Annotated in this window: 11 protein-coding genes and 1 pseudogene; 8 read left to right on the top strand and 4 right to left on the bottom strand. The window is 49.9% G+C overall.

Annotated elements, in window-relative coordinates:
- Positions 1-23 precede the first annotated feature (23 nt).
- The 8 genes and pseudogenes from FZP57_RS04385 to FZP57_RS04355 all read left to right on the top strand — a co-directional run bounded on the left by FZP57_RS04385 (position 24) and on the right by FZP57_RS04355 (position 10,862).
- On the top strand, positions 24-2,591 hold the full coding sequence (locus FZP57_RS04385) for an ATP-binding protein (RefSeq protein ID WP_191216553.1): 2,568 nt from the start codon (positions 24-26) through the stop codon (positions 2,589-2,591).
- Positions 2,592-2,627: 36 nt separating this feature from the next.
- Positions 2,628-2,912 (top strand): annotated as a pseudogene (locus tag FZP57_RS09730) (zinc-ribbon domain-containing protein); the annotation flags it as partial.
- Positions 2,913-2,960: 48 nt separating this feature from the next.
- Positions 2,961-3,284: a heavy metal-binding domain-containing protein gene (locus tag FZP57_RS09400; RefSeq protein WP_238338015.1), complete on the top strand. Its 324-nt coding sequence runs from the start codon at positions 2,961-2,963 to the stop codon at positions 3,282-3,284.
- 68 nt (positions 3,285-3,352) lie between these two features.
- The gene (locus FZP57_RS04375; protein ID WP_084531207.1) at positions 3,353-4,411 is read left to right on the top strand and encodes a DNA double-strand break repair nuclease NurA; all 1,059 of its coding nucleotides are present in this window, start codon (positions 3,353-3,355) and stop codon (positions 4,409-4,411) included.
- Entirely contained in the window at positions 4,411-5,931 is a 1,521-nt protein-coding gene (locus FZP57_RS04370; protein WP_074358945.1) for an ATP-binding protein, read from the top strand. The genes FZP57_RS04375 and FZP57_RS04370 overlap by 1 nt, the downstream gene beginning before the upstream one ends.
- Before the next feature lie 163 nt (positions 5,932-6,094).
- Positions 6,095-7,357, top strand: coding sequence for a DNA repair exonuclease (locus FZP57_RS04365; RefSeq protein WP_074358944.1), 1,263 nt, complete (start codon positions 6,095-6,097; stop codon positions 7,355-7,357).
- A gap of 50 nt (positions 7,358-7,407) precedes the next feature.
- The gene (locus tag FZP57_RS04360; protein WP_238338001.1) at positions 7,408-9,873 is read left to right on the top strand and encodes an SMC family ATPase; all 2,466 of its coding nucleotides are present in this window, start codon (positions 7,408-7,410) and stop codon (positions 9,871-9,873) included.
- A gap of 470 nt (positions 9,874-10,343) precedes the next feature.
- A complete protein-coding gene (locus FZP57_RS04355; protein WP_238338000.1) occupies positions 10,344-10,862 on the top strand; it encodes a hypothetical protein in 519 nt (172 codons plus the stop codon).
- Positions 10,863-10,998: 136 nt separating this feature from the next.
- Here FZP57_RS04355 and FZP57_RS04350 read toward each other — a convergent pair whose 3' ends face one another.
- From FZP57_RS04350 to FZP57_RS04340, 4 genes are read right to left on the bottom strand one after another with little or no spacing between them, the layout of a single operon-like run.
- Complete coding sequence (locus FZP57_RS04350; protein ID WP_238338014.1) at positions 10,999-11,340, bottom strand: hypothetical protein; 342 nt, start codon at positions 11,338-11,340, stop codon at positions 10,999-11,001.
- Positions 11,341-11,380: 40 nt separating this feature from the next.
- Positions 11,381-11,668, bottom strand: a complete 288-nt coding sequence (locus FZP57_RS09395; protein WP_238338013.1) for a hypothetical protein — start codon at positions 11,666-11,668, stop codon at positions 11,381-11,383.
- A 26-nt stretch (positions 11,669-11,694) separates the two neighbouring features.
- Positions 11,695-12,246 (bottom strand): thiamine pyrophosphate-dependent enzyme, encoded by a 552-nt coding sequence (locus FZP57_RS09390; RefSeq protein ID WP_255477831.1) that lies wholly within the window; start codon positions 12,244-12,246, stop codon positions 11,695-11,697.
- Positions 12,243-13,916, bottom strand: a complete 1,674-nt coding sequence (locus FZP57_RS04340; RefSeq protein WP_202879481.1) for a 2-oxoacid:acceptor oxidoreductase subunit alpha — start codon at positions 13,914-13,916, stop codon at positions 12,243-12,245. The genes FZP57_RS09390 and FZP57_RS04340 overlap by 4 nt, the downstream gene beginning before the upstream one ends.
- Positions 13,917-13,921: the final 5 nt, after the last annotated feature.

Below are 13,921 nucleotides of genomic sequence, written 5' to 3'. Positions count from 1 at the left end.
TAAAATCTAAAGGAGATGATAAGATGAAGCCCTTTGTTAGTGTGGCTGAACCGCATGATGATATACTTGGAGAGGAACTAACCCTGGATACCTTCGCAGCAAACCTCTGGAGCGTCCACATGGGAGAGGCACCCGAGGAGTACCAGAACCCCGATGTCTTCTGGGAGAAGACCTACACTACCAGGGGCCTCAAGAACATAATGGAAACCGTGAAAAGGAGGCTTGAAGGAGGGCCCGGGGACCCTGTAATACAGTTACAGACACCCTTCGGTGGGGGTAAGACCCACACCCTCATATCCCTCTACCACATGGCATCAGAGATGGATGCCAGGGTTGTTGTTATAGCTGGAGACGCCCTTGACGCCGCCGAGACAACACTGTGGGCAGAACTCGAGAGGCAGCTGAGGGGGGAGAACAGGGAATTCACAAACGAGACGTCCCCAGGCACAGAAAAGCTTAAGAGACTCCTCCAGGAGACGAGTCCCGTCCTGATACTCATGGATGAGGTCCTTGTTTATGGACAGAAGGCTGCAGGTGTCATTGTTGGTGACTCCACCCTTTCAGAGCAGATAGGACCCTTCATTCAGGAGCTCACAGAGGTGGTTTCATCCCTCAGGGAGGTTTCACTGGTTGTAACCATCCCATCAAGCCACCTTGAACACTATGGTGAGGCCGCAGAGAGGCTCTACCAGCAGATCGCAAAGGTCCTGGGCAGGACCCATAAGATAATCGCGCCGGTTGAGAACGATGAGATCTATGACGTCATAAACAGGAGACTCTTCAAGAGGATACATGAGGATGAGAAGAAGTCTATAGTCCATGAAATAGTTGACTTTGCCTATGATAACGGGTTGCTCCCGGAGTCCATGGAGAAGTCAGAGTACAGGGAGTTATTCCTCAAGAGCTACCCTTTCCAGCCTGAGGTCATAGACGTCCTCTATGAGAGGTGGGGGTCCTTCCCAAAGTTCCAGAGGACCAGGGGTGTTCTCAGGTTACTGGCACTTGTTGTAAGGTCACTCAGCGACTCAACGAGGCCCTTCATAAGACTTGCAGACTTCGACCTCTCACTGGGGGATATAAAGAGGGAGTTCATAGAATTCACAGGCAACGAGTTTGACAGTATAATAGCATCTGACATCACATCACCCGATTCAGGTGCAGTCGCGACGGATGATAAACTGCAGAGCTACAGGCCCTACAGGCTCGGCACATCGATAGCCACAACGATATTCCTCTACTCCTTCGCCGGTGGAAGTGAAAGGGTTGGTGCGGGTATCAGGGAGATTAAACTCTCATGCATAGACCCGAATCTTCCGGTGAGCATAGTAACCGAGGCGCTGGAGATGATGAGGAAGAGGCTCTTCTACCTCCATGAGAGGGACGGCCTCTACTACTTCAGCAGCAAACCCAACCTTGAAAGACTCATAGTGACACGGAAGGAGAACGTATCAGAGGATGATATCAGGGAAATGGAGGAGGACTTCATCAAGAAGATAGTGGGTAAGAAGAAGTTAGAGGTGCACATCTGGCCAGGGAAATCATCGGACATCCCTGACACCATGAAACTCAAACTGGTGGTCCTCAGGGATGACTCAGAGGTTGATGAATTCATAAGCAATAAGGGTAAACATCCAAGGGTCTACAGGAACTCCCTGATCTTCCTCCTACCAGCCCCCGACGAAAGACCCGCATTCAATGAATTTGTAAGGACACAGGCAGCACTCAAAAGCATATACAATGACAGGACCCTCCAGATGGATGAGAATGAAAGGAAAGGAATAAAACACAGGATCCGTGAAAATGAGAAGGATTCAAATACGCGTACAAGGAACCTCTACCGTCATGTTATCATACCTGCAAAGGAGGGAACAGAGAGGTTAGACCTTGGAAGGCCAGCCTATGGTGTGGACACACCTGTGGAGTACGAGATAGAATCCCTCCTGAAACAGGAGGATAAACTTGTAGATAAGCTCAACCAGGACGTGCTGGCAGCAAGATACCTTAAGGGTGATTACGCTGAGACAGCAAGGATACTGGAATCATTCTACAGCGTACCTGGGGAGATAAGGATAACCGGCGAGGATGTCCTCAAGAAGGCCATAAAGCTTGGTGTTAAGAGAGGATCCTTTGGTCTGGGGGTTCTGGTTGATGATAAACCAGAATGCACCTTTATTGAGGAGGACTGCAGCCCATCGCTTTCAGATGGAGAAATAATAATAAAGCCCCACCTCTGCGTGAAGGAACCCATGGAAGAAGAGAAACCAGCAGGGGAAGAGGCACCCCCCGCACCCATGAAGAGTGCCGAAATCGTCGAGAAACCTGAGGAACCAGAGAAGATGGAGTTTAAACAGGAACCCGACAAAACAGAAGCTATAAGATCCATCAGCCTGGAATTCAGAATCCCCGACCAGGAAATGATACAGATAACGAATATCAGGAGAGTACTCATGAAGTACTTCAATGATGTTCAAGTGGAACTCGATGTCACCATACGCTCAGCTGATGGTGAGATGCCTGAATCAGAATACAGAAACATCAAGGACTTCTTCAATGAACAGGGTATAAGGGTGCGAGAGGATAGGAGGGCATGATGAACATTCCCTTATTCTGAATTTTCAGCTGAATAGATGGTGCTGCTGAATCAGGAATACCCCCACATTAATTCAGATTTATTGATGTGGGGTGAGGAGAAAAAAAGCCGAGACCAGGAAGTCATTCAAACTATTTATTGGTTAATGTATAAAGATAGAACCGGTGTTTATATGGTTACAAGTGAAGAGATGAAGAGGAGACTCGCCGAGAAGAAGGGCGGGACTGTTAGGAGAGAGACCGCGCCTGCATCAGAGAAGTTCTGCCCAAACTGTGGCAGGGAGTATGATTCAAGGTCAAACTTCTGTGATGAGTGCGGTACAAGGCTTGAGGAGAGGACCGCAACCCCGGCGGTCCATGAACACGGGGACATAATATATGTAACAAGCAACTACGTCCCGGGTTACAGGGCTGTTGAGGTCCTTGGATTCGTCTATGGCCTTACAGTGAGGAGCAGGGGTCTTGGAGGTCAGATAGGGGCCGGTTTAAGGTCAATTGTGGGTGGTGAGATCAAGGAGTACGTTCAGATGATGGAACACTCCCGTCAGGAGGCCCTTGACCGTATGATGGACCATGCAAGGGAACTGGGCGCCAATGCAGTTATAAGCGTGCGCTTTGACTCTGACTCAATCTCCGATATCATGCAGGAGATCCTTGCATACGGCACCGCGGTTATCATCGAACCCGAAGAGTAAAATCACAAATTATTTATACTACATCTTTTTTTATTCTACTTTAAAGGTTTACAGTGGAGGATTTTTCATTGAATGTCCTGGAAGAAATTGCAGATTCCCTGAAGGGCACCGTCAGATGTGAAATCGGAAGGCCAGTATTCAGGTCCAGCAGATACGAGGTCCATGAGTTCAGAAGGGAAAACTTCAGACCCCTCAGGGTGCCGGATGACACTCCACTCCTTGCATTCATTGATGGTGGAAACAGCCCGGTAATCACCGGACCATCATTCTCGGTGCAGCTTAACAGGGTCGCCGCGGGCATCTTCAGGGGAGAAAGGCGTGAGAACATGGAACTCCCATCAAGGCTCGAGTTCCTCTCACTCATGAGGCTTGATGCAGAGAACTCCAGGTACACCTTCAATTTACACCCCCTCGACCCATCATACAGGGAAATTCTCCCTGACGAGGACCGGTTACAGATAGAGATCCCCATGGTGGAGGGGATGGACCCCTCAAACATCCAGGGACTCCCAAGGCGTTTCGCTGAATGGACCATGGCCCTGGAACTCATGGGGGAACTCGGTGAGGGGGACATACTCGTAACCGATGGTTCGCTCCAGGCATCCTTTGAGAATGAGAACCCCTACATACATGAGCTCATGGAGGAGGGTAAGAGGAGGGGTGTGTACGTTGCAGGCTTCTCAAAGACATGCAGCCTCTACACCACCACCTCAGCATCACTCCTCGGAACAGTGAGGAAACTTGCAGAGAGATACGGTGCCGGTGAAAGATGGTGCTACAGTCCGGTTGCCGTGAGGATGGACCGCCCAACAGTCATAACAGTGGTGAAACTCAACCCGGCCGGCAGGATATTCCGCCTCGACATACTTGGAGAGGAAACTGAGGAATCACCTATCAGGGTGGCATCGGGACTCCTCAGGAACTCTGCAGACGCATGCTTCCCGGGCTACCCCTACGGCCTGGTGGACGTGGATATGAGGGCGCGCGTCTCCCGTGATGAGATAGAGATCTACAGGAGAAGGATCCTGGCTGAGATTCCAGAAAGAGAAATCCTTAAAGACGTAGTGTATGAGGCCAAGAGCCTTGATTTCCATGATGAACTCAACAGGTATGCAGGTGAATACTGATGGAAGCTGCAGGGCAGATAATCGGTGGTGAAACAGCCACAATACTGATAAGGGAGAAGACAGGCTCCAGGATTGAGATCGGCGACCTCCTTGTTGCGGAGGATGATGGCAGGATAATACTCCAGGTTAAGGAGCTCAAGTACAGGTCACAGATACCCATGGGGATGCATGAACTGGCATCGGGCCTTGAACTTGAAGGACAGGGGGGTGAGGTGGAGTTCCTTGAACCTGAACTCAGAAACTACATCATCGCCGAGGCCCGCCCCATACTCCATGTAAAGGATGAGGGGCCAGTACTCCCCAAGCTACTACCCGGCTTCTTCAGGTCGGTCCGCAGGATACATGAGGGGGACCTTGAATTCCTTGAAAGACCTCAAAGGCCCATCTACCTCGGTAACGTGAGGAGCGGGTCCAAGGTCCTTGAAACACCAGTACACCTTGATGCGGAGAGCGCAATAACCCACCACATCCTCATCCCAGCAACAACAGGGAGGGGTAAGAGTAACCTTGTGAAGGTCATGCTCTGGAGCCTCGTGGAGATGGACAGTGTGGGCATGCTCGTCTTGGACCCCCACGACGAGTACTACGGGAGGAACGATGAGGGACTCGGCAGCCACCCGGCAGCCGGTGAAAGGATAGAGTACTACTCCCCTGACGCCCCGGTGGGCGGCAACACCCTCATAATAAACCTGAAATCCCTGAGGCCGGAACACTTCGACGGGATCATAGATTTCTCAGGCCCCCAGGAAGAGGCCATAAGGGCGGCACGTAACAGATTCGGTGATGAATGGATAGCGGGAATCGTCAAGTCAGATGAGATAATGAACGTCCACCATTCAACCCTCCGTGTTCTCAAGAGGAAGTTCGATAACATACTGGGTGTCTACATGGAGGACGGCGAACTCAAATCCCGGGGAGGTGTCTTCAGGGAATCAGGGGGTGAATCCACAATAAGGGATATCATAGGCCACCTTGAGGATGGTAAAACGGTCATCATTGACACATCCCGACTCATGGGTGAAGCAGAGATCCTCGTTGGAAGTATCATAGCAGGGGCCATCTTCAGGAGGTACCAGAGATACAAGGCCGAGAACAGGCTCAGACGCAAACCGGTCATAGGGATAATTATAGAGGAGGCTCCCCGCGTCCTTGGAAAGGAGGTCATCGAGAACCAGGGACACAACATCTACAGCACCATAGCCAGGGAGGGCCGTAAATTCAACATCGGACTTGTGGCCATCACACAGCTCGTGAGCCTCATCCCCAGGACCATACTGGCTAACATGAACACCAAGATAATCCTGGGGAATGAGATGGCCCAGGAGAGGGCTGAGATAATTGCAAGCGCCTCCCAGGACCTCTCAGATGATAACAGGACCATAGCAAGCCTTGATAAGGGTGAAGCCATAGTGAGCAGCATATTCACAAAGTTCGCTGTTCCGGTCAAGATCCCCCTCTTTGAGGAGTTCATAGAATCAGAGAAGAAGGATGATGATGCACCACCACTTGAATTTGTATAGGTGCAGCAGGGGATAGGAGTTCAATGATGTTCCTTTTTTGATCTTAAAATGGGTGTGGGATTTGAACTGGGAATTTGATGATTCCCTCCCTGAATACTGGAGGACCATTAATGGATTTTAATAGAAATCATGTTTCAACCGAACCTGTAAAGGAGGCTGACTGATGTACAGATTCGCCCATCTCTCTGACTGCCACCTTGGAGCACAGAAACAGGCGATGCTCCAGGAACTGGAAGGCAAGGCCTTCAGGATGGCAATAGATGATGCGCTAGACAATGATATTGACTTCATGATAATAGCAGGCGACCTCTTCCACTCAAACCTGCCCAACATGAAGACGGTGAAGATGGCCACCAGGGAGCTCAGGAGGGTCAGGGATGAGGGCATCCCGGTATACGTCAACTATGGGAGCCACGACTACAGCCCATCCCACACATCAATGATAGACATCCTTGAAAGTGCAGGTTTAATAGAGAATGTTGTCAGGCCGGTCCCGGGAAGGAAACTTGGACTTGAATTCACCGAGGATGAGGCCACGGGTGCAAGGATCACGGGACTCTCAGGGAGGTCGAGGAACCTTGAGAAGGACTACTACATGATGCTTGACCGTGAAGCACTTGAGGTAGAGGAGGGCTTCAAGATATTCGTCTTCCACAGCGCCATAACCCAGTTCAAAACCGAGGAAATTGCGGATGCGGAGTCCATAGACCTCAACCTCTTCCCCAGGGGCTTCGACTACTATGCCGGTGGACACGTGCACAAAAGAAGCACCCACAATGAGGACGGCTACGGGTGCATGGTATTCCCTGGGGCCCTCTTCGGATCCTATGCAAGGGACCTTGAAGACACTGCCCGGGGTGAGATGAGAGGATACTACCTTGTTGATTTCAATGAAACCCTAAGGGGCCTTGAATTCAGGGAGATAATGCCTGCAGGATTCGAGTACATCGAGGTTGATGTTGATGGAATAACAGCCCGTGAGGCCATGAGGAAGATAGAGTCATGTATAGCCGAACATGACGTGAGGGGAAGGGTGGTCATGCTCAGGATCCGGGGAGGTCTCAGCTCAGGGAAGACATCAGAGATAGACTCGGGGGTTATAAGGAGGATCCTCAGGGATAGGGGAGCCCTCACGGTTAACATAAACAGACACGGGATAAGACCCCCTGAGATAGAGAAGGTAAGGGTCTCTGAGACTGAAATACCAAGGATAGAGGAGAAGATACTCAGGGAAAAACTTGCAGGCCTCGGGGTGAAGAACATGAAACTTAAATCAGCATCAGGCCTTAAAATGGCATCAGAGGTCCTTAAAAGGATCCGGAATGAGAAGAGGGAGGGTGAAACCAGGGAGGACTATGAGCAGAGGATAATTGAAGATGCCCTTGAGGTCCTTGGACTGGAGATCGAAGGGGGTGACGGGGCCTGATAATCGAGTCACTTGAACTCCGCAACATAAGGAGTTACACATCAGAGTCAGTGGACTTCAGGGAGGGTGTGACGCTCTTTGAGGGGGACATAGGATCAGGGAAATCCACCATACTCCTTGCAATAGAATTCGCATTATTCGGCCTCGGGGACCAGAAGGGCGCAAGCCTACTGAGGACTGATGCAAATTCAGGGTCGGTCAAACTCAGATTCAGGGTGGATGATAAGGTCTACACAGCCTACAGGGAACTTAAAAGGACCTCAAACACCATACAGCAGCAGAACATCTACCTTGAGACCTCCAGAGGGAGGAGGAAATTATCTGCGAATGAGATGAAGGAGGCCGTTCTTGAGATCCTGAGGTATAATGAACCATCAAACCCCCGTGCAAAGAGCCACATCTACCGCTACGCGGTCTTCACACCCCAGGAGGAAATGAAGACCATAATAGAGATGAACCCCAAACACCGGCTTGAAAGGCTCCGGAAGGCCTTCGGTATTGAAGAGTACAGTGTGGCAGTGGAAAACGCCAGGTTAATCCAAAGGAGGATAGAAAGACTCTCTGAGAGACTCAGGGACAGGTCGTCAGGCCTTGAAGATGACAGGGAAAAACTGAAGAGGCTCAGGGAAGAAAAGGACAGCCTCCTTAAGGAGAAGGCGGGAATTGAATCCAGAAGAGAGGCCCTTGAATCTGAACTTGAGGGTCTTGAAGGGGAATTTGAAGCTCTTAACGATAAGAAAAAGCGGATTGAGGATGCAATGGCCAGACTGGCTTTCCTTGAAACGGAGATAAAGGCTATAAACAGGACAGTGGACTCCCTGAGGAAAAGGAATAAAAACCTGGAGAAGGAGTACAACAGGACCCTCGAGGAGATTGAGAACTGCGGAAAGAAAAGGGATAAGCTATCAGAGGAACTTAAAAGGTTCAAAGATGAGATAGATGCCCTCCAGAATGATATGGAGACTCTCACTGATGATTATGAAAGGTTTAAGAGGGCGGGCCTTGAACTCAGGCACCTTGAGGCCACGCTGAATGAGAAGACAGGGGACTGCAGGAGGCTTAATTCTGAGATCAGGGAACTTGAACTAAAAATAGGAGAACTTAATTCTGAGATCAGGGAACTTGAATCATTAATGGAGAGGCCATCAGTCACAGAGGAAGAGGTCAATGAGAAAATCAGGGAACTCAACGCTGAACTGCGTGAAAGGGAGAATGAAAGGGCAAGACTTGAGGGAAAACTTGAGGACTACGCTAACATAAGGAGCAGCAGCATATGCCCCACCTGTGACAGGAAGGTTGACCCGGCGGAAGTGGAAGAGAAGATAGCCTCAGCAGGTGAGAGGATCAAAGAAATTAATGGGGAGATTGAGGAACTTGAGGCTGAAAAAGGGGATCAGGAAGAACTACTCGATGATATAAGAAGGTTCAGGGTTATTGAGGACCGACTCAGGGACCGGATGAGAACTCTGAAGGAAGAAGAGGAGAAACTCAGAAAAAAGAAGGACGATCTTAAGGAACTCAAAGTCAGAATAAAGGATATAGAAAATCAGATAAATGAGAACAGGAAAACTGTGGAGGAACTCGGGGATACAGCATCCAGGATGAATGAACTTAAAGAGAAACTTGATGCTGCACGGGAAAGGGAGAAGGAGATTTCAGGCAGGATCTCAGGTATTGATGGGAAGATCTCAGAGATGCAGGGGAGGATCAGGGAACTGAACCCTGAAACCAGCAGGGAGTACAGGAAAAACCTTGAAGAGATTGAACTGAAGAAAAGGGAGATTGAAGAGAAGAAACGTGAAATCAAAGGGCTTCAGGAGATCATATCATCCCATGATGAAGTTGAATCCGCCATAGAGCGGCTTGAATCTGAGATAAAGGAAAAAAAGAAGTCACATAATAGTGTAATTTCCCGCCTCGGGGAGATCAAAGGTTCAATCAGGGAAAAGGAAAACCGTATAGATGACCTCAGATCGGTGGTGGAGACCAAGGGGGGCTACCTGAAGAGGGCTGATGAACTGGATGATTACGTGAAGTGGCTTGCCGAGTACTTCATACCAGCCCTTGATGATATTGAAAGGCATGTCCTTGCATGGATCAACCAGGAATTTGACAGCCACTTCAGGAAGTGGTTCGGGATGCTGGTTGATGACCCTGACAAGTCGGTGAGGATCGATGAGGACTTCACCCCGATGGTTGAACAGGACGGCTATGAACAGGACCTCAGGTACCTCAGTGGTGGTGAGAGGACAAGCGTCGCCCTCGCCTACCGCCTTGCACTGAACAAGGTCGTTCAGGGCCTTTCAACAACACTGAAGTCCGATATACTGATACTTGACGAGCCAACAGATGGATTCAGCAAGGAACAGCTCTACAAGCTCAAGGACATCTTTGATGAGCTTGATTCACCCCAGATAATCATAGTATCCCATGAGGAGGAGCTTGAAAACCTTGCTGACCATATATACCTGGTGAACAAGGAATCAGGTGTTTCAAGGATAGAGGAGGTCCTCTAGGATTTTCCACCCATCCCGGGGTTTCCCCACTACCCTTTAAGGTCTTAACATCATTTCAATGCGGATTCACACTCCATTATCCTTTTAAAAATCTTTAAGCAATTAGCATGTCCCCTTATAGCTTTTAATTCCTTTAATTTCTTTTCGGGTCCAGATAAGGCACGTGGTCACCGTTCTATATACTGTTTCACATTCTGGCTGCTTCTGCATCTTCTTTATATAATGCCTCTGCAGATAAAAAGGGATTCGGATGACGGTCCTTTATTCAAACAGAGCCATGGAGATCCTCAATCACTGCATGAATGTTAAATGAGCATTCTGAGGGATTTTTTCGATTAAAGGAGCTCTCAGAGCTTTTATTTTATAGAAATATTTATATACTATGATGATGTAACAGTTGACTCAGTGTCCTTAGCGACCTTAGGGTTAATATTGGACATGGAGGCGATAGAATTACGCGATTCAAGACAGTGTCAGTGCTCTTTGCACTGATGTTTGCAGTGGGTTCAGTGCCCATTGCCGATGCAACAAATATCGAAACCGAAAACGCAAAAATTGTTAATGAAAAAGGAAACTTGAAGGTCGAACCTGTTAAGGTTGAGGCCGCCTACAAGAAAACGAAGTACAAGAAGTACAAGAAGACCTACCGGAAAAAGGTCAGGGCAAGCTACCGTACCAGTGTAAGGAAAAGGTACTCAAGTAAGTACTATAAGAAGAAGAGGGTGCGGGCTGCCTACAGCACCAGCACATACCACTATTCCAGTATAGGAGATTGCTGGGCTATGAGCGAATATCTGTATAAGAAACTCACAGCATCCGGTGAGAAGGTCCGTATAATACAGTACGCCACGAGCATGTCACCAAGGCACCGTACTGTACAGGTGTACAGGAACGGTGGATGGGTGGACTACAGCTACAGTGGCTACAACAAGATATACTGGCCGACAAGGAGCAAACCCGGCATGTTTGTGGTTAAATCATCGGCTTAATTATAAGCCACCCCCCTTCTATTTTTTTAAATTCTTATGTCCAGCAAGCACTTCTGACGTATTCTGCTGCATCTGTAACCGAAACTTCTCTTCTGATTGTATTGAGTCTTCTACCGCCTCTGCAGTACGGTGGGGATTAGGAAGTTCTTTTCTGATCTATTGAATCCTCTATTGCATCTGCAATACAGTAGGGGTTCCAGCCAACGATCTCGTCACTCCTATCCTCAAGTTCAGGGGGGACGTTTTCAAGGCCATAGGGCCTTACGGTTATCACGGGCCTTGAGGACCTCACCGCATCATCAAGGACGGCCCTGATTTCATCCGGGCGGTCCCTCCAGAGGCCGGCAAGTATGATGACCACGTCTGCATCCCCTGGCCCTGTCTTCTCCCATTCAATTCCTGACCGGTTAAGCTTCTCAAGGAAGACTTCATAGTCCTCTATCTCACCCTCGGTTATGTAGATCCTGATCTTCTCCATCACATCTTCTCCTCAAAGACACCATCAATTAAATTACAGGTTAAAGCTTTCTCTTTGATTCTACAAGGGCCTTCAGTTTATCTGGGTCATGGCGCCTCTTCCAGAGGGGTTCAGAATCATCCCGATATACACTCAGGTTCTCCTCAAAGCTTTGACCACCCTCAGAATGGTATATGATCCCCAGGGGGAACTTCCCTGAATCATAACCCTCAAGGGACTTCTCAAGGGCGAGCATCCGGTCCGAAGCATCATGGTCAGTGTAGTAGGTGTGCTCACGGAACCACTGGAAGGTGTTGACCTTGTTGAAGGTTACGCATGGCTGGAAGATGTCAACCAGTGAATAGCCATGATGCCCTATGGCCTCAACAAGGATGTCCCTGGTCTTCTCAACATCACCGGCAAAGGCCCTGGCAACAAAGGTGGCCCCCAGGGAAATGGCAACTGCCAGGGGATTGAATGGTTTCTCAAAAACCCCATGGACCTGTACAGGAGTTTTAAGGCCCGCTGACTTGTTGGCGATGCCTGGCCCTTCGTGAGGCCGTAGACCATGTTATCATGGACTATGTTGGTGATGTCAGGGTTTCTCCGGATGTTGTGTATGAAGTGGTTACCGCCCTCACCGTACATGCACCCATCCCCGCTGACATCGATGACCGTGAGTTCAGGGTTAACGGCCTTTATGGCCACCGCTGCAGGGAGGGAACAGCCATGGAGACCGTTGAAGTAGTTGCACCTTAAATACTGGGGCAGCTTCCCTGCCTGACCTATACCTGAGACAAGGACCAGCCCCTCGGGTGGAATATCAAGCTCTGCAAGGGCCATCTTCAGGCTCCTCAGGATCGGGAAGTTACCGCATCCAGGGCACCATGCCACGTCGGCTTCAACATCATAGTCCTCGGGTTTCATTCTCCCACCTCATCCAGGAGGCCCTTTATCTCTTCGACACTGAAGGGCATCCCGTTATACTTGTTGAATCTTTCATGGACCTCAAATCCGAGTTCAAGTTTAAGGAGGTCAGCGAACTGTCCTCTGTAGTTGTTCTCAACCACAACGGTCCTGTCAAAGGACTCAAGGAGTTCAAGGACGTCACCGGGGATGGGATAGACCTGGCTGAAGTGCACCATGCTGACCTCTGCATCCGATTCCTCAATGGCCTCCCGCACCGGCCAGTAATTTGAACCCCAGCATATCACTGCAGAGGAGTCGTCACCGTAGACCTCCGGCGGCAGCGCCTCCTCCCTGAGCATGTCAAGGCGCATGTTCCTCTTCTCAACCATCCTCCTCCTCACATCAAGGTCCTCTGTTATGAAGCCATCCTCATCATGTTCATCAGAGTCCACACGGACAAGACCTTCACCATAACCCGGCACACCCCTCGGGGAGATTCCGCTATCTGTGAATTCAAACCTTCTGTAGTCAGGCCCTGTTTCGGTGATATGCTCCTCTATTTCAGCATCAACATCAATTTCAGGGATGTTGTAGTAGAGGTCTGCAAAGTACTGATCAGAAAGGATGAAGACAGGGATCTGGTACCTGTCTGCAAGGTTAAAGGCATGAGCAGCTATCCCTGGCGCGTCTTCAAGTCTTCCAGGTGCGAATATTGCCCTTGGAAATTCCCCCGGCCCGGAATAGAGTGCAAGGTTAAGATCCTCCTGGGCTGTCCTTGTAGGTAGCCCCACGGCGGGTCCCGGGCGCTGACCGATATAGATAACAAGGGGTGTCTCCATCATCCCTGCCAGTCCAACAGCCTCCTCCATGAGGGCGAATCCACTGCCTGACGTTGCAACAAGGGACCTTGCACCGGCATAGGATGCGCCGAGGCACATGTTTATGGCTGCAATCTCATCCTCCGCCTGCTCAAAGACCATGTTGAATTCATCAGCATTCTCTGATATGAAGACCTGGAGGGGTGTTGAGGGTGTCATGGGATAGGATGACATGAACCGGCATCCCCCTGCAATGCACCCCATACCCGTAGCCTCGGTGCCGTTAAGGAGCAGGTGGTCCCTGACAGCAGGGTCGGGTTCAACCATGACATGGAGGTGGTTCCTGAGTTTCTCTCCAATTTCATAGCCGATTCTACCCGCCTCAAGGTCTTTCCTGAGGATTTCAGGACCCTTACGTTCAAAGAGTGACCTCACAGCATCATCAAAGACCTCCTGCTTCACCTGGAATAGGCTTGCAGCGGCTCCTGCAGCTATCACGTTGGCAAATATGGGTCCGCCGAGTTCCTCCGCCCTTGAGATTATGGGGAGGGCCACTGCCCCTTCAATCCCGTACCCATCATCTGTAACTATCAGGGTGTCCCCTATACGGTCCCCGAGGTGCTCCACAGCACCCCTGCTCAGTGCAAAAAGCACATCGATCCTTTCTGTGTAGGCCCTCACGGGCCTGGATGAGACCCTTATGAGGGTTGAGTTCTCACCTCCCCTGACACGTGACATGTACTCCTTTGAGGAGAATATATGGTAACCCGTGGCCTTGAAGGCCCTTATCAGGAGAGCCTCGACCGTCTGGATGCCCTGCCCTGCCTCACCACCAAGGACAAGGGCAGCATCACCTTCTATCTTCATCATAAACA

It is taken from the genome of Methanothermobacter sp. THM-1, assembly GCF_009914355.1.
GTDB lineage: Archaea > Methanobacteriota > Methanobacteria > Methanobacteriales > Methanothermobacteraceae > Methanothermobacter > Methanothermobacter wolfei.
The sequence above is the reverse complement of the archived record's forward strand: the minus strand, read 5'-3'. Positions and strand labels throughout refer to the sequence as shown.